The organism is Stutzerimonas frequens (assembly GCF_024448335.1).
Lineage (GTDB): Bacteria > Pseudomonadota > Gammaproteobacteria > Pseudomonadales > Pseudomonadaceae > Stutzerimonas > Stutzerimonas frequens.
The window spans coordinates 71208-87547 of sequence record NZ_JAMOHM010000001.1 but is presented as its reverse complement, the minus strand read 5'-3'; the positions used below and the strand labels follow the sequence as shown (position 1 = coordinate 87547).

13 protein-coding genes are annotated in these 16340 nt (G+C 64.2%); 5 read left to right on the top strand and 8 right to left on the bottom strand.

What is annotated here, in order from left to right; genetic code table 11:
* The first annotated feature begins 4 nt into the window (after positions 1–4).
* The 4 genes from NAO55_RS00395 (at position 5) to hemE (ending at position 8927) form a co-directional block, all read left to right on the top strand.
* On the top strand, positions 5–1570 hold the full coding sequence (locus NAO55_RS00395; protein WP_102839590.1) for an AAA family ATPase: 1566 nt from the start codon (positions 5–7) through the stop codon (positions 1568–1570).
* A 178-nt stretch (positions 1571–1748) separates the two neighbouring features.
* Positions 1749–6197 (top strand): glutamate synthase large subunit, encoded by a 4449-nt coding sequence (gltB, locus tag NAO55_RS00390; protein ID WP_102839591.1) that lies wholly within the window; start codon positions 1749–1751, stop codon positions 6195–6197.
* Between the two features lie 107 nt (positions 6198–6304).
* On the top strand, positions 6305–7723 hold the full coding sequence (locus NAO55_RS00385; RefSeq protein ID WP_014595713.1) for an FAD-dependent oxidoreductase: 1419 nt from the start codon (positions 6305–6307) through the stop codon (positions 7721–7723).
* Between the two features lie 139 nt (positions 7724–7862).
* Entirely contained in the window at positions 7863–8927 is a 1065-nt protein-coding gene (hemE, locus tag NAO55_RS00380) for a uroporphyrinogen decarboxylase (protein ID WP_013981660.1), read from the top strand.
* Positions 8928–8985: 58 nt separating this feature from the next.
* Here the strand turns inward: hemE and NAO55_RS00375 are convergent, their stop codons facing one another.
* Entirely contained in the window at positions 8986–10212 is a 1227-nt protein-coding gene (locus NAO55_RS00375; protein ID WP_048330384.1) for an MFS transporter, read from the bottom strand.
* Between the two features lie 224 nt (positions 10213–10436).
* On the opposite strand from NAO55_RS00375, the gene NAO55_RS00370 reads away from it, so the two are divergent.
* Positions 10437–11336 carry a LysR family transcriptional regulator gene (locus NAO55_RS00370; protein ID WP_102839593.1) on the top strand — a complete coding sequence of 300 codons (900 nt, stop codon included), beginning with the start codon at positions 10437–10439 and terminating at the stop codon, positions 11334–11336.
* A 21-nt stretch (positions 11337–11357) separates the two neighbouring features.
* Here NAO55_RS00370 and NAO55_RS00365 read toward each other — a convergent pair whose 3' ends face one another.
* The 7 genes from NAO55_RS00365 to NAO55_RS00335 form a co-directional block, all read right to left on the bottom strand.
* Positions 11358–11648 carry a hypothetical protein gene (locus tag NAO55_RS00365; protein ID WP_102839594.1) on the bottom strand — a complete coding sequence of 97 codons (291 nt, stop codon included), beginning with the start codon at positions 11646–11648 and terminating at the stop codon, positions 11358–11360.
* A gap of 117 nt (positions 11649–11765) precedes the next feature.
* Entirely contained in the window at positions 11766–12206 is a 441-nt protein-coding gene (locus NAO55_RS00360; protein ID WP_102839595.1) for an excinuclease, read from the bottom strand.
* Between the two features lie 30 nt (positions 12207–12236).
* Positions 12237–13469, bottom strand: a complete 1233-nt coding sequence (locus NAO55_RS00355; protein ID WP_102839596.1) for a beta-ketoacyl-ACP synthase — start codon at positions 13467–13469, stop codon at positions 12237–12239.
* On the bottom strand, positions 13469–14197 hold the full coding sequence (gene fabG / locus NAO55_RS00350; protein ID WP_102839597.1) for a 3-oxoacyl-ACP reductase FabG: 729 nt from the start codon (positions 14195–14197) through the stop codon (positions 13469–13471). Before fabG ends, NAO55_RS00355 begins: the two co-directional genes overlap by 1 nt.
* The gene (locus NAO55_RS00345) at positions 14194–14646 is read right to left on the bottom strand and encodes a hotdog family protein (RefSeq protein ID WP_102839598.1); all 453 of its coding nucleotides are present in this window, start codon (positions 14644–14646) and stop codon (positions 14194–14196) included. The genes fabG and NAO55_RS00345 overlap by 4 nt, the downstream gene beginning before the upstream one ends.
* Positions 14643–15836, bottom strand: coding sequence for a beta-ketoacyl-[acyl-carrier-protein] synthase family protein (locus NAO55_RS00340; protein WP_102839599.1), 1194 nt, complete (start codon positions 15834–15836; stop codon positions 14643–14645). The genes NAO55_RS00345 and NAO55_RS00340 overlap by 4 nt, the downstream gene beginning before the upstream one ends.
* Complete coding sequence (locus NAO55_RS00335) at positions 15833–16339, bottom strand: DUF3261 domain-containing protein (protein ID WP_102839600.1); 507 nt, start codon at positions 16337–16339, stop codon at positions 15833–15835. The genes NAO55_RS00340 and NAO55_RS00335 overlap by 4 nt, the downstream gene beginning before the upstream one ends.
* Between the last annotated feature and the right edge of the window lies 1 nt (position 16340).

Genomic DNA, 16340 nt, shown 5'->3' with positions numbered 1-16340 from the left:
TTCCATGACCAGTTTGTCGGCCGACGATGCCTATCTGAACCACTATGGGTTCAGCCATGACCCCTTCGCGGCGCGTGTTCCGGGTTTCAAATTCTTTCCCGCGCAGCGTAAGCCAGTGCTGGGGCAGTTGCATCACCTCGCGCGCTACAGTCAGCTGCTGCTGTTGGTGACGGGCCCCGAAGGCAGTGGCAAGACATTGCTCCGGCAGGCCTTGGTGGCCAGCAGCAACAAGCAAGCGGTCCAGAGCGTCGTTATCACACCGCAGGACACTACCGATTCCACGGCGTTGATCGCGCAGATCGCGCAGGCGCTGAACAGTCGCGAGGCTGACTTTGAGGGTGTGATGGCGCAGGTCGTCCAGCTGGCCCTCACGGGTCAGGAAGTCTATCTGCTGGTAGACGACGCGGAACGTCTCACTGCAGCCGCGATCGAGACGCTGCTGCGCCTTGCTGCGGGAGTTCCTGAAGCCCGCCCTCACGTTTTTCTATTCGGTGAAACAGCCCTTGCCGGACGTCTCGAGGCCCTGAGCGAGGGCGACGAGCGCTACCATGTCATTGCCTTGCAGCCATACGAGGAAGACGAGACGCGCGAGTACTTGGCGTTGCGGCTCGAGGGCGCGGGTAGCGGCATCGATTGCCTCAGCGAAGAGCAGATCGCGCGCATCCACGATGAATCGGGCGGCTGGCCTGGCTCGATCAACCAGATCGCCCGTGATGAACTCCTTGCCGCGATGCAGGGCAGCCGCGGGCGCCACAAGGCCGGCGGCATTGGCTTCGCGCTACCGCGCAAGCACGTATTGGCCGCCCTTGCGGTTGTTCTGCTCGTTGCGGTGGCTTTCCTGTTGCTGCGTGGGCAGGACGTTCGGCAGTCTGTCGCGCCGGAGGTGACTCAGCTACCGCTCGATACCGCGGCCACGGCTGATGCCGGTCAGGCGCCAGCCGGGCAGGACGGGCAGGCTGCTATCGAGTTCGATGGCAGCGAGCGTCCGTTGTCCTTGCCGTTGGGTAATGATGCGCAGCCTGTGATTCGAGAACCTCTCGCTGCCGCAGCGGGTGGGGAAGACGAGAGTGGCGTCGCGATGTCCGACTCTGATGATTCGGAGCCGGTTAACGCTACCTCTCCCGTAGCGCCCGCTCCCGCTCCCGCTCCGCAAATATCGGAGCAGGCTTCGTCGGTCGCATCCGCGGCGCCGGCACCGGCGACTACGCCAGAGCCGGTCGCTGTGCGACAGAGCGCTGCTGCAGCCAAGCCCAGTGTCACCACCGAGGCTTCACCGCCCGTGTCGGGGCACGGTGGCTGGTATGCGAGCCAGCCTGCGAGCAACCACCTGGTCCAGATTCTCGGCACACGTGCCGAGAAAAATGCGCAGGCAATTGTCCGGCAGCAAGGAAGTGGCTATCGCTATTTCGTCAAGCAGCATGACGGCAAGCCGCTCTATGTCGTGACCTATGGCAGTTTCAACAGTCGCGCCGCGGCGCTAGCGGCGGTCAAATCACTGCCTGCGTCGCTGCGATCCGGCAAGCCTTGGGTGCGTACATTTGGCAGCGTGCAAAAAGAAATCGGCCAATAGCGTAAAAAATGCCCCAAAAAAGTGCGCAATGCACTGTTTTGGGGCTTGCAAAAATAAATTGTGTCGCTCTAGCTGGCTTTGTAAACTGCTCCCCCTTTTGCCCACGTGAATGACGGGGTGATTTGCTGCGCCGTCAATAAGGGGTTGATTTACAACGTATTTAGCTGGTGGAGTGCCTATGAGAGCAGGTCTGTTTCGTCCTGAAGAGTTCAAGGATAACTGCGGCTTCGGTCTGATTGCCCACATGCAGGGCGAGGCTAGCCATCACCTGCTAAAGACTGCCATCCAGTCCCTGACCTGTATGACGCACCGCGGCGGCATCAATGCCGATGGCAAGACCGGCGACGGTTGCGGTCTGCTGATGCAGAAGCCAGATGCCTTTCTGCGCGCGAAGGCTCTGGAGCACTTCAATGTCGAGTTGCCCGCGCAATATGCCGTCGGCATGGTGTTCCTCGATCAGGACGCAGCCAAGGCCGACCACGCACGGACTCGCTTGAGCGAGGAGATCGTCGCCCAGGGCCTGACGCTGGTCGGCTGGCGCGAGGTGCCGGTCGATACCGGTGTCCTGGGCCAACTCGCGCTCGAGCGTCTGCCGCGCATCGAGCAGGTGTTCGTTGCCGGAGACGGTATCGCTGAGCGTGATTTCGGCATCAAGCTGTTCTTCGCCCGGCGCCGCGCGGAAGTGGCGCTGGCTGACGACAGCGCCTTCTATGTTTGCAGTCTCTCCGACAAAGACATCATCTACAAAGGCCTGATGATGCCGGCCGACCTGGCCCAGTTCTACCCGGACCTGGGTGACGAGCGCCTCGCGACCGCGATCTGCGTGTTCCACCAGCGTTTCTCCACCAACACCATGCCGCAGTGGCGGCTGGCTCAGCCGTTCCGCTTCCTGGCGCACAACGGTGAAATCAACACTATCACCGGTAACCGCAACTGGGCCCAGGCGCGCCGCCTGAAGTTCGCCAACGAATTGCTGCCGGATCTTGAAAGCCTGTCGCCGCTGATCAACCGCACCGGTTCTGATTCCTCGAGCATGGACAACATGCTCGAACTCTTGGTCACCGGCGGAATGGATCTGTTCCGTGGCCTGCGCATGATCATCCCGCCGGCGTGGCAGAACGTCGAGACCATGGACCCCGATCTGCGGGCCTTCTACGAATTTAACTCCATGCACATGGAGCCCTGGGATGGCCCGGCTGGCGTGGTGTTGACCGACGGACGCCACGCGGTCTGTCTGCTCGACCGTAACGGCCTGCGCCCGGCGCGTTGGGTGACCACCAAGAATGGCTACATCACCCTCGCCTCGGAAGTCGGCGTGTGGGATTACAAGCCCGAGGACGTCCTGGCCAAGGGCCGTGTCGGCCCGGGGCAGATCCTCGCGGTGGACACCCACACCGGCAAGGTGCTGCACACTGACGACATCGACAACCACCTGAAGGCGCAGCAGCCCTACAAGAAGTGGCTGCGGCAGAACGCGCTGCGCATCCAGTCGACCCTCGATGACAACGATCACGGTTCGGCCTTCTACGACGCTGACCAGCTCAAGCAGTACATGAAGATGTACCAGGTCACCTTCGAGGAGCGTGATCAGGTGCTGCGTCCGCTGGCCGAGCAGGGCCAGGAAGCGGTCGGCTCGATGGGTGACGATACACCCATGGCAGTTCTGTCGCGCCGCGTCCGGTCGCCCTACGACTACTTCCGCCAGCAGTTCGCCCAAGTCACCAACCCGCCGATCGACCCGCTGCGCGAAGCCATCGTGATGTCGCTGGAAACCTGTCTGGGTGCCGAGCGCAATGTCTTCGAGGAAACCGCCGATCACGCCAACCGCGCGATCCTGACTACCCCGGTGATCTCGCCAGCGAAGTGGCGCACGATCATGAACCTGGAGCGTCCGGGTTTCGAACGTCTGGTCATCGACCTGAATTACGACGAAACCATCGGCCTCGAGGCGGCGATTCGCAATATTGCCGATCAGGCCGAGGAAGCCGTACGTGGTGGCAAGGTGCTGCTGGTCCTCAGCGATCGTCATATCGCACCAGGCAAACTGCCGGTTCATGCTTCGCTGGCCGTGGGTGCGGTTCACCACCGTCTGGTGGACACCGGCCTGCGCTGCAGCTGCAACATCCTGGTGGAAACCGCCACTGCGCGAGATCCGCATCACTTCGCCGTGCTGATCGGCTTCGGCGCGACTGCGGTCTACCCGTTCCTTGCCTTCGAGGTGCTGGGCGACCTGATCCGCACTGGCGAGGTGCTTGGCGACCTTTACGAAGTGTTCAAGCACTATCGCAAGGGCATCTCCAAGGGGCTGATGAAGATCATCTCCAAGATGGGCATCTCTACCATCGCCTCCTACCGCGGTGCGCAGCTGTTCGAAGCTGTCGGCCTGTCCGACGAGGTCGTGGAGCTCAGCTTCCGTGGCGTCGCCAGCCGTATCAAGGGGGCGCGCTTCGAGGATCTCGAGGCCGAGCAGAAGGCGCTGGCCGCCGAAGCCTGGAGCAGCCGCAAGCCGATCCAGCAGGGCGGCCTGCTGAAGTTCGTCTACGGCGGTGAGTACCACGCCTACAACCCCGATGTGGTCAGCGCGCTGCAAGTGGCCGTGCAGAGCGGTGACTACAGCCGCTTCAAGGAATACACCGCGCTGGTCGATCAGCGTCCCGTGGCCATGCTGCGTGACCTGCTCAAGGTGAAGGTGGCCGAGCAGCCGCTGGCGCTGGAAGAGGTCGAGCCGCTGGAAGCGATCCTCAAGCGTTTCGACTCCGCCGGTATCTCGCTCGGTGCCCTGTCGCCGGAAGCGCACGAGGCCATCGCCGCGGCGATGAACCGCATCGGCGCGCGCTCGAACTCCGGCGAAGGCGGTGAAGATCCAGCCCGCTACGGCACCGAGCGCAGCTCGAAGATCAAGCAGGTCGCAACCGGTCGCTTCGGTGTCACGCCGGAGTACCTGGTCAATGCCGAAGTGCTGCAGATCAAGGTCGCCCAGGGCGCCAAGCCAGGTGAAGGCGGTCAGCTGCCCGGTGGCAAGGTCAACGGCCTGATCGCCCGACTGCGCTATGCCGTGCCGGGCGTGACGCTGATCTCGCCGCCGCCGCACCACGACATCTACTCCATCGAGGACCTGGCGCAGCTAATCTTCGACCTCAAGCAGGTCAATCCGCAGGCGCTGGTGTCGGTCAAGCTGGTGGCCGAGCCGGGCGTCGGCACCATCGCTGCCGGCGTGGCCAAGGCCTACGCCGACCTGATCACCATTTCCGGCTACGACGGCGGCACCGGCGCTTCGCCACTGACGTCCATCCGCTATGCCGGCTCGCCGTGGGAACTCGGCCTGGCCGAAACCCACCAGACCCTGCGCGGCAACGACCTGCGCGGCAAGGTCCGGGTGCAAACCGATGGCGGCCTGAAAACCGGCCTTGACGTGATCAAGGCCGCGATCCTCGGCGCCGAAAGTTTCGGCTTCGGTACCGCACCGATGATCGCGCTGGGCTGCAAGTACCTGCGCATCTGCCACCTGAACAACTGCGCCACTGGTGTTGCCACGCAGAACGAGCAGCTGCGCAAGGATCACTTCATCGGCACTGTCGACATGGTGGTCAACTTCTTCCAGTTCGTCGCGGAGGAAACCCGCGAGTGGCTGGCCAAGCTGGGCGTGCGCAGCCTCGGCGAGCTGATCGGCCGTACCGATCTGCTCGAGGTGCTGCCGGGCGACACCGCCAAGCAGAACAACCTCGACCTGACGCCGCTGCTAGGCGGCAGCAACATTGCCGCCGACAAACCGCAGTTCTGCGAGGTGGAGAAGAACCCGCCGTTCGACCAGGGCCTGCTGGCCGAGGAAATGGTCAAGCTGGCCAAGGGCGCCATCGACGCCAAGAGCGGTGGCGAGTTTGAACTGGAAATTTGCAACTGCGACCGTTCCATCGGTGCCCGCGTCTCCGGCGAGATCGCCCGTCAGCATGGCAACCAGGGCATGGCGGGCGCGCCGATCACCTTCCGCTTCAAGGGCACAGCCGGTCAGAGCTTCGGTGTGTGGAACGCCGGCGGCCTCAACCTGTACCTGGAAGGCGACGCCAACGACTACGTCGGCAAGGGTATGACCGGCGGCAAGCTGGTGGTCACGCCGCCGCAGGGTGCCAGCTACCGGTCACAGGATTCGGCGATCATCGGCAACACCTGCCTGTACGGCGCCACCGGCGGCAAGCTGTTTGCTGCCGGCACCGCGGGTGAGCGTTTCGCGGTGCGCAACTCCGGCGCCCACGCCGTCGTCGAGGGCACTGGCGACCATTGCTGCGAGTACATGACCGGCGGCTTTGTCTGCGTGCTCGGCAAGACCGGACACAACTTCGGTTCGGGCATGACCGGCGGTTTCGCCTATGTGCTGGACATGGACAACAGCTTCGTCGACCGCGTGAACAACGAACTGGTCAACCTTCAGCGCATTACCGGCGAGGCGATGGAAGCCCATCGCAGCCACCTGCAGGACGTGCTGCGCGAGTACGTTGCGGAAACCGCGAGTGAGTGGGGGGCTGAACTGCTGGATAATCTCGACGACTACCTGCGTCGGTTCTGGCTGGTCAAGCCCAAGGCGGCCAACCTGGCTTCGCTGCTGTCGAGCACCCGGGCCAACCCGCAATAACAAGAAGCCGCTTCAGGCAGCGGCCCCAGCCAACGCGGGGCCGCTGCTCACCCTGATTGTCTTGCAGCCGTATGTATCGTCTACGGCCGCTGTTGAGAGGTTATGAAATGACTGAACGTCTGAATAACGACTTCCAGTTCATCGAGGTCGGGCGCAAGGATCCGAAGAAGAAGCTGCTGCGCCAGCGCAAGAAGGAGTTCGTCGAGATCTACGAACCCTTCAAGCCGCAGCAGGCTTGCGAGCAGGCCCATCGCTGCCTGGGCTGCGGCAACCCCTATTGCGAGTGGAAATGCCCGGTCCACAACTACATCCCCAACTGGCTCAAGCTGGTTTCCGAGGGCAACATCCTCGCCGCTGCCGAACTGGCTCATCAGACCAATACCCTGCCGGAAGTCTGCGGCCGCGTCTGCCCGCAGGACCGCCTCTGCGAAGGCGCCTGCACGCTGAATGACGGTTTCGGTGCGGTGACCATCGGCTCGGTAGAGAAATACATCGCCGATACCGCCTTCGCCATGGGCTGGCGGCCGGACATGTCCAAGGTCAAGCCGACCGGCAAGAAGGTGGCCATCATCGGTGCCGGCCCGGCGGGCCTCGGTTGCGCGGATATTCTCGTGCGCAACGGCGTGACCCCGGTAGTGTTCGACAAGAACCCCGAGATTGGTGGCCTGCTGACCTTCGGCATCCCTGAGTTCAAGCTGGAAAAGACCGTGCTCAGCCGCCGCCGCGAGATCTTCAGCGGCATGGGCATTGAGTTCCGCCTGAACACTGAAGTAGGCAAGGACATCAGCATCGATCAGCTGCTGGCTGACTACGATGCCGTGTTCATGGGCATGGGCACCTACACCTACATGAAGGGTGGCTTCCCTGGCGAGGATCTGCCGGGCGTGTACGATGCGCTGGATTTCCTCATCGCCAACGTCAACCGCAACCTCGGCTTCGAAAAGTCCGCCGAGGACTTCATCGACATGAAGGGCAAGAAGGTCGTGGTGCTGGGTGGCGGTGATACCGCGATGGACTGCAACCGGACTTCCATCCGCCAGGGCGCCAAGAGCGTGACCTGTGCCTATCGTCGTGATGCGGCAAACATGCCGGGTTCGCGCCGTGAAGTGAAGAACGCCAAGGAAGAGGGCGTGAAGTTCCTCTTCAATCGCCAGCCCATCGCCATCGTCGGCGAAGGCAAGGTGGAAGGTGTGAAGGTGGTCGAGACCCGTCTCGGCGCGCCGGATGCCCGTGGCCGCCGCAGCCCCGAGCCGATCCCGGGCTCCGAGCAGGTGCTGCCTGCCGATGCGGTGGTCATCGCCTTCGGTTTCCGGCCGAGCCCGGCACCGTGGTTCGAGGGCCAGGGTATCCAACTGGACAACCAGGGCCGCGTCGTCGCCCCGGAGCAGGGTCAGTTCAAGCACCAGACCAGCAACCCGAAGATCTTCGCCGGTGGCGATATGGTTCGCGGCTCCGATCTGGTGGTGACCGCTATCTACGAAGGGCGCCAGGCTGCCGAAGGCATCATGGATTATCTGGGCGTCTGATCGCTGTTGGCCGGGCGCCGACAGGCGCTCGGAACGGCCTGATTTGAATCAAGCCCAAAGGTAAAAGGCACGGCACTCGCCGTGCCTTTTTTTTTCCGCTTTGCGACAATGCACGGCACTTTTTCGCTGGAACCCTGCCATGACTGCCTTGAAGAACGACCGCTTCCTTCGTGCCCTGCTCAAGCAGCCTGTCGACGTCACCCCTGTGTGGATGATGCGCCAGGCCGGCCGCTATCTGCCCGAATACCGGGCCAGCCGCGCCAAGGCCGGTGACTTCATGAGCCTGTGCATGAATCCGGAGCTCGCCTGCGAGGTGACTCTGCAGCCGCTGGATCGCTATCCGCTGGATGCTGCGATCCTGTTCTCCGATATCCTCACCGTGCCGGACGCCATGGGGCTCGGCCTGTACTTCGAGACCGGCGAAGGTCCGCGCTTCAAGAAGGTGGTGAGCAGTGCGGCGGACATCGAGGCGCTACCGATTCCCGATCCGGAGAAGGATCTGGGATACGTGATGGACGCGGTGCGTACCATTCGCCGCGAACTCAACGGCCGCGTACCGCTGATCGGTTTCTCCGGAAGCCCTTGGACCCTGGCGACCTACATGGTCGAAGGCGGCTCCTCGAAGGACTTCCGCAAATCCAAGGCGATGCTCTACGAAAACCCGCAGGCAATGCACGCCCTGCTGGACAAGCTGGCCCAGTCGGTTACCAGCTACCTCAACGGCCAGATCCTGGCCGGCGCCCAGGCCGTGCAGATCTTCGATTCCTGGGGTGGCAGCCTGTCGGCGGCGGCCTATCAGGAGTTCTCCCTGGCCTATATGCGCAAGATCGTAGACGGTCTGATCCGCGAACATGACGGCCGACGCGTGCCGGTGATCCTGTTCACCAAGGGTGGCGGGCTGTGGCTGGAGTCCATGGCCGACGCAGGTGCCGAAGCGCTGGGGCTGGACTGGACCTGCGACATCGGCGAGGCGCGCCGCCGTGTCGGCGACAAGGTGGCGCTGCAGGGCAACATGGACCCGAGCGTGCTCTATGCCAAGCCCGACGCCATCCGCGCCGAGGTCGCGCGTATCCTGGCGAGCTTCGGTCATGGCAATGGCCACGTGTTCAACCTGGGCCACGGCATCACGCCGGAAGTCGATCCAGCCCATGCCGGCGCCTTCATCGAGTCGGTGCACGAACTGTCCGCGCAATACCACGCCTGACTTTTCAACGGCTCGAAACGAAACGCCCCGCATCCGCGGGGCGTTTTGCATTGCGGGTTCAGTGTGCCGTCTGCGGCTCCGGCAGCGGACGCAGGCGCGCCAGGTGCAGCGCCACGGCGAAGGCGATCAGCAGCAGCGAGGCGATGAACAGACCGACGCCATCCCAGCCAGCGGCGTGCCAGAAGACCCCACCCAGCGTGCCGGCGATGCTGGAGCCCAGGTAGTAACTGAACAGATAGAGTGAGGAGGCCTGGCCGCGTGCCTGCCGGGCACGGCGGCCAATCCAGCTGCTGGCGACCGAGTGGGCGCCGAAGAAGCCGAAGGTGAACAGCAGCATGCCCAGCAGCACCAGCGGCAGCCGGTCGAACAGGGTCAGGCCCACGCCTGCCAGCATCAGGGCGATCACCAGCCAGAACACCCGGCGACGGCCGAAACGATCGGCCAGTGCGCCGACTTGAGCCGAGCTGTAGATGCCCGACAGGTAGAGCACCGCCAGCAGACCGATCATGGTCTGGCTGAGGTGGAACGGCTCGGCAATCAATCGATAGCCGATGTAGTTGTACAGCGTGACGAAACTGCCCATCAGCAGAAAGCCCTGCAGGAACAGCCAGGGCAGGCCGGCATCGCGGAAGTGCAGGCGGTAGCCCTGCAGCAATCCCTGCGGGCGCAGCGGTCGCGGACGGAAGTGCCGCGATTCCGGTAGAAAGCGCCAGAGCAGCAGCGCCGCCAGCAGCGCCAGCCCGCCCATCAGTCCCAGCACGCTATGCCAGGACAGGTAATCCACCAGCACGCCGCTCAGCAAGCGTCCGCTCATGCCGCCGATGGCGTTGCCGCCGATGTACAGCCCCATTGCCAGGCCCAGATGGTGGGGATGGATCTCCTCGCTCAGGTAGGTCATGGCCACTGCAGCCACGCCGCTGAGCGCCAGGCCGACCAGTGCGCGCATCAGCAGAACGCCATGCCAGCTGGGCGCCAGCGCACTACCGACGGTGAACACCGCGGCAGCGAGCAGGGAGGCGACCAGCACCTGCTTGCGGCCGATGGCATCGGAGATCGGCCCGGTGATCAGCAGACCGACCGCCAGGGTCAGCGTCGAGAGCGAAAGGATCAGGCTGCTCTGCGCTGCGTTGATGCCGAATGCCTGCGACAGCATGGGCATCATCGGCTGCACGCAGTAGAGCAGGGCGAAGGTGGCGAAGCCGCCGGCGAACAGGGCCAGGGCGGTGCGCGCGAAGCGCGGGGTGCCTTTCTCGGTATGGCTGATGGGCGCGCCAGGCGCCGGTATTTCTGCTGACGCGTCGCTGGCGTCGTGCGTACTGCTCACGATGAAGACCTCTGTCCGATTCGCTTTTTCCGGCCAAAAGCGGCCCGTGACGCCTGATCGTTTTTTCGATCGACAGGCGCGGTTACTGTTGTTTGGGTTTGTGGACGAAATGATAGGAAGCTTTGTTTAAGCTATCCAATATATTATTCGACCTTATTGATACGTTTTGCGAATCGTGGGCGCACATGGAACTGAGACATCTACGCTATTTCGTCGCGGTGGCCGAAGAGCTGCACTTCGGACGGGCAGCCGAACTGCTGCGCATTTCTCAGCCGCCGCTGAGCCAGCAGATCCAGGCCCTGGAACAGGAACTGGGTGTGCGCCTGTTCGATCGCACCAACCGCCGGGTGTCGCTGACCGATGCCGGCCGGCTGTTTCTCGACGAGACACGGCGCACCCTGGCTCAGGTGGACAAGTCGGTTGACGTGGTGCGGCGTGCCGAGCAGGGTGAGATCGGCGAGCTACAGGTGGGCTTCACCTCGTCGGCGCCCTTTACCTCGATTCTGCCGCGGGCGATTCTAGCCTTCCGTCAGGCCTTCCCGGCGGTGCACCTTGCCCTGCAGGAAATGACCAGCAAGCAGGTGATCGACGCGGTGCAGGACGAGGCGCTGCAGGTCGGCATGATCCGCCCTTTTGCCTTGCCGCCGGGCCTGCAAACTGTCGAGCTGTTCAGCGAGCCGCTAGTTGCGCTGATGCATACCGGGCATCCGCTTGCCGAAGCAGGGGAGGAGGGTCTGGCGCTGGCGGAACTGGCAGATGAGCCCTTTGTGTTTTTTCCGCGCAGCTACGGTACCGGGCTCTATGACCAACTGCTGAACCTGGCACGGCAGGCGGGATTCAGCCCGCGCATCGCTCAGGAAGCGAACGAGGCGCTGACCATCATCGGCCTGGTTGCCGCCGGGCTGGGAGTGTCGGTGTTGCCGGCCTCGTTCCAGCGCATCCGCATCGACGGCGTGCGCTTTCGCAACCTGTCGGATCAGGACGCCACCACAGCCGTGTGGCTGGTCAAGCGCCGCCAGGAGCAGTCGCCCCTGGCGCAGGCCTTCATGGATCTGGTGACACGAGAGGCGTTGAGTCAGCGCTGACGCCGCAACCGCAATGGTGGCTCAGGGTTGCTTGTAATGCGCGGGCGTTTCGCCCTTGTCCTGTTTCGGAACACGGGTCACGCGGATGTCGGTGATGCCCATGACTTCGGCCTGCTCCAGCAGCTGCGCCTCGTCGGCATCGGCCTTCGGCATCACCAGGCTGTTCTCGGCGTCGGCATTGTGCAGCTGGATGAGGTGCCGCGCCGCCTCGCCCTGGGACAGGCTGTCGACGTCGGCGTCATAGGTCTCTGCGCGTGGGTCGTTCTGGTAGATGTAGTTGATTTCGAAGGTGTGCGAAGACTTGCCGAACATGAGGCGCTCCCGTGGAGGTCACTGATGTTCAGTGGACTCGACGGCGCCGGCAAACGTTCCGGCAGGTGGTCGCCGCGGAGGAGCCGATGCCTTGCCCAGCGCATCGGCCGGAGATGCTTACTTGACGTTGGCCAGGTCACCTTTGAGGGCGACGCCGGCCATGATGGCGCCAGCGTGGCACTCGTACTTCTGACTGTCCTTGTATTCGACATGCTTGTAGTTGCTGGCGATGTTCACCACCGCATTGGCACCGGCGGCCTTGGCGGCCTGCTGCATGGCGATCAGCGCCGATTGCAGCGCCCAGCTGCAGGCGCCTTCGTCGGTCTTGTTGAAGGCGTTGGTCTTCTTGCTGGTGGTAACCCCGCTACGCACGACCTTGGCATGCTTCGGCGTCTTGCCGGCCAGGTAGAACTTGACGCTGCCATCCAGGCGGCCGGCCTGGGTGGCTTCGGCGACAACGGCGTCGAACGGCAGGTAATGGGTGGTATCACGGGCCTGGCTGATGCCGGGCAGCACCAGAAGCGTCAGCGCTGTGCCTATCCATGCGGTTGTTTTCATCGGCGTTTTCCTTGCGGTTGTGGGTGAAACTCAGGCCCAGCGACGGAAGATCAGCGAGGTGTTGATCCCGCCAAAGGCGAAATTGTTGTTCATCACGTACTCGTGCTGCATGGCGCGAGGCGCACCCTGCAGATAGTCGAGCTCGCCGCAGCGCGGGTCGACCGAATCCAGGTTGAGTGTGTGGATATAGCGGTCGCGGTTCATCATCTCGATGCTGAACCAAGACTCCAGAGCGCCACATGCGCCGAGGGTGTGGCCGAGAAAAGACTTCTGCGAGCTGATCGGCATGCCGCTGCCGAACAGCGCCTGGGTCGCCTGGGTTTCGGCGATGTCGCCCTGTTCGGTCGCAGTGCCGTGGCCATTCACGTAGCCGATGGCCGCCGGCGCAAGTCCGGCGTCTTCCAGGGCCAGTTCCATGGCGCGGCGCATGGTCAGTTGTTCCGGCTTGGTGGCATGTTGGCCATCGGCGTTGCTGCCGAAGCCGACCAGCTCGGCGTGAATCGTCGCGCCGCGGGCCAGTGCGTGCTCCAGTTCCTCGAGCACCAGCATGCCGGCGCCTTCGCCGATCACCAGGCCATCACGGCCGCTGTCGTAGGGGCGCGGCGAAGTATGCGGCGCGTCGTTCTTCAGGCTGGTGGCATAGAGCGCATCGAAGACCATGGCCTCTGTGGCGCACAGCTCCTCGGCGCCACCCGCCAGCATCAGCGGCAGGCGACCGAACTTGATCGCCTCGTAGGCGTAGCCGATGCCCTGGCTGCCGCTGGTACAGGCGCTGGAGGTGGGGATTACCCGGCCGGTGAGGCCGAAGAAGATGCTGATATTGGCCGCGGTGGTGTGCGGCATCATGCGAATGTAAGAGTTGGCGTTCAGCCCGTCGGCCACCGAGTTCAGCAGCATGTTGCCGAACGCCTTGATCTCCTCGGTGCTGCCGGTGGACGAACCGCAGGCGACACCCATGCGGCCGTCGCGGATCGAGGTGTCTTCCAAAAGACCGGCGTCGACGAGCGCGCGTTCGGCGGCCAACACCGACAGTCGTGACACGCGGCCCATGCTGCGCAGCTGCTTGCGCGTCCAGTGCGACGGCACGCTGAAGTCGTCCACCGGGCCGGCCAGGCGCGTGTTCAGTTCGGTGAAGCGATCCCATTCATGCATGCGGCGGATGCCGCTGCGGTTGGCACTGAAATTGGCTTCGATGCTTGCCCAGTCACTGCCCAGCGAGGTGATGCCGGCCATGCCGGTGACGACTACGCGTCTGCCGCTCATCAGCACAGCCCTCCGTTGACGGTGATGACCTGCCGGGTGATATACGCCGCCTCGGCGGACATCAGGAAATTCACCGCACCGGCGACCTCTTCCGGGGTGCCCATGCGCTGCGCCGGCACCATCTTCAGCATTTCTTCGATGGGCAGTTCGGCATCGAGCATCTCGGTATCGATCAGTCCGGGGGCAACGCAGTTGACGGTGATCCTGCGCTTGCCCAGCTCCACCGCCAACGCCTTCGCTGCACCGATGACGCCAGCCTTGGACGCGCTGTAGTTGACCTGGCCGCGGTTGCCGATCAGGCCGGATACCGAGGTGATGCAGACGATGCGCCCCGGCTGGCGGCGGCGAATCATCGGCATGGTCAGCGGCTGCAGCACATTGTAGAAACCGTCCAGGTTGGTACGCAGTACCTGGTCCCAGTCGTCGTCGCTGAGGGCCGGGAAGGCGCCGTCGCGAGTCAAACCGGCGTTGCAGACGACACCGTAGTAGGCGCCATGCGCTTCGACATCGGCTTCCAGCTCGCGCCGGCAGGCGGCGCGGTCGGCGATGTCGAACTGCAGGATGCGCGCGCTGCGACCCATCGCCTGTATCTCGGCCTGGACCGCTTCGGCCTGGTCGCGGCGCGAGCGGCAGTGCAGCACGATGTCATGGCCGGCGCGGGCCAGGCGCAGCGCGATGGCGCGGCCAATGCCTCGGCTGGAGCCGGTGACGAGGACGGTTTCACTCATGGGGCAGACTCTTGTAGGTAACTCGCCACTTCTGGCGGGCGGAACACGTTCAGACGGGCCTCGGCATGGATGCCGGGGCCGTCGAGATGACATTCGAACACGCCCATGCCGTTGTCGTCCTGCAGCGAACGAGTGGCACGGACGCGCAGCCGGGCGCCGACCGGGAAGGTTTCGACATTGCACTGGTAGCTACGGGTGCCGAGCAGGAAGCCCAGCTCCACCGGCTGACCGGCCTGACGCGCATGGCAGCCGGCGAAGGCCGCGACGCTTTGCGCCATGATCTCGACGCCGACCCAGGCAGGCAGACTGCCGTCGGCGGCGCTGAGCAGGCCGTCGGCTCGTACCTGCAGGTGCGTCTCCACGCTGTCTTCATCGAAGCGTTCGACAGCGTCGAGCAGGATCATGTCGCCAGCGTGGGGTAGCAGTTCGGCGATGGGCCAGTCGATCACGGTGCATCCCCCAGGATCAGGCTGATGTTGTTGCCACCGAAGGCGAAGGAGTTGCTCATCATCCGTCGCGGCGAGGTTCTACCCATTCGCAGTTCGGCGGTCACCAGGCGCAGCGGTGGCAGCTCCGGATCCGGCTGGCCGTCCCAGCGATGCGGTGGCAACTGCTGGTCGGCGTTGAAGCGCGATAGCGCAAGCCAGCAGAACGCCGCCTCCAGCGCGCCAGCGGCGCCGAGGGTATGGCCGGTCAGCGGCTTGCTCGAAGAACAGGCGACGCCCTGAGGAAACAGCGTGGAAACGGCCTGGCTTTCCATGGCGTCGTTGTGCGCGGTGGCTGTGCCGTGCAGGTTGAGGTAATCGACCTCTTCCGGTGTGCAGCCGGCAGTGGCCAGCGCCTGGCGCATGGCGGCAAGCGCGCCGCGGCCTTCCGGTTCGGGGGCGGAGATATGGTAGGCGTCGGAACTGGCGCCGCCGCCAAGCAGGGCGATGGCGGCATTACCGGGCTCGCGGGTCATCAGAAACAGCGCCGCCGCCTCGCCGATGTTGATGCCGTTGCGGTTGCGCGAGAAGGGATTGCACAGCGACTCGCTGGTGGCTTCCAGCGCGGTGAAGCCTTGCAGTGTCAGATCGCTCAGGCTGTCGACGCCGCCGCAGAGCACCGCATCGCACAGCCCGGCATCGAGTAGGCGCTTGGCGCTTAGCAGCGCGCGGGCGCTCGAGGTACAGGCCGTGGAGATCGAGTAGCAGGGGCCGGCGAGTTCTAGCCATTCACCGAGAAAACTCGCCGGTGCTGCCAGCTCCTGGTGCGCATAGTGGTAGCCGGGTGGAAAGGCGCCGTTGTGCAGCAGGCCGGCAATACCCTGTGCGGCTTCCTGGATGCCGGTGGTGCTGGTGCCCAGGACCACACCGATGCGATGTCGGCCGTAACGGGCGATGGTCTTGCGGATATCGTCTTCGATCTCCAGTGCAGCGGCCAGCAGCAGCTGGTTGTTGCGGGTGGCATGGCGCGGATCGTCATCAGGCATTGCCGGCAACGCTGAGCGGACCGCGCCCACCGGTAAGTGTCGACCGGCCACCGGCTGCGTATGGGGCTGCATGCCGGAGGTGTCGCCGGCGAACAGCCGCCCTGCCACCTCGGTCTTGCCACTGCCGAGCGCGCAGATCACGCCAAGGGCGTCGAGGTAGGCGGTCATCGTTGGCTTCCAGTCGAGTCGGGCAAGGGGGCGACACGATAGGTCAGCCCTGGCGCCACGTCGAGTTCGAAGCTGTGGGTGGATCGGTAGCGCACCTGCCAGCGTACGCTGCCAGCTTGGCGCAGTTGGCGCTCGCCAGCACCTGGCTGTTCGGCCGCGGCGCCATACAGCGCGGCCAGCTGGTCGCGGTCAGTCAGGGCGAACAGCAGGGCGGCGAACAGTTCGCGCGCCTCTGGGTTGGGTCGTAGCTGCCCCTCGGCGTGCCAGGCGCCATCGCGCAGCTGCTGTCGTGCCAGTGGAATGCCCAACGGATCGAGCAGCGACCAGCGCAGCGACGTCCCTTCGGGCTGGATCACCAGCAACCAGTCCGCTGGCTCGCTACCCCGGCGCTGAATATGCAGCTGCAGTGGCACTTCGAGTGTCGGCGTGGTCGCCGGCAGCGGTGCGCGCGTGGCGCAGCCCGCCAGCAGCACGAAGCACAGGCCGAGCAGCAGTCGCCTCATT

Coding starts and splice junctions, on each gene's coding strand:
- NAO55_RS00395 (WP_102839590.1), top strand. CDS start 5: ATGACCAGTTTGTCGGCCGACGATGCCTATCTGAACCACTATGGGTTC.
- gltB (WP_102839591.1), top strand. CDS start 1,749: ATGAGAGCAGGTCTGTTTCGTCCTGAAGAGTTCAAGGATAACTGCGGC.
- NAO55_RS00385 (WP_014595713.1), top strand. CDS start 6,305: ATGACTGAACGTCTGAATAACGACTTCCAGTTCATCGAGGTCGGGCGC.
- hemE (WP_013981660.1), top strand. CDS start 7,863: ATGACTGCCTTGAAGAACGACCGCTTCCTTCGTGCCCTGCTCAAGCAG.
- NAO55_RS00370 (WP_102839593.1), top strand. CDS start 10,437: ATGGAACTGAGACATCTACGCTATTTCGTCGCGGTGGCCGAAGAGCTG.
- NAO55_RS00365 (WP_102839594.1), bottom strand. CDS start 11,648: ATGTTCGGCAAGTCTTCGCACACCTTCGAAATCAACTACATCTACCAG.
- NAO55_RS00360 (WP_102839595.1), bottom strand. CDS start 12,206: ATGAAAACAACCGCATGGATAGGCACAGCGCTGACGCTTCTGGTGCTG.
- NAO55_RS00355 (WP_102839596.1), bottom strand. CDS start 13,469: ATGAGCGGCAGACGCGTAGTCGTCACCGGCATGGCCGGCATCACCTCG.
- fabG (WP_102839597.1), bottom strand. CDS start 14,197: ATGAGTGAAACCGTCCTCGTCACCGGCTCCAGCCGAGGCATTGGCCGC.
- NAO55_RS00340 (WP_102839599.1), bottom strand. CDS start 15,836: ATGACCGCCTACCTCGACGCCCTTGGCGTGATCTGCGCGCTCGGCAGT.
- NAO55_RS00335 (WP_102839600.1), bottom strand. CDS start 16,339: ATGAGGCGACTGCTGCTCGGCCTGTGCTTCGTGCTGCTGGCGGGCTGC.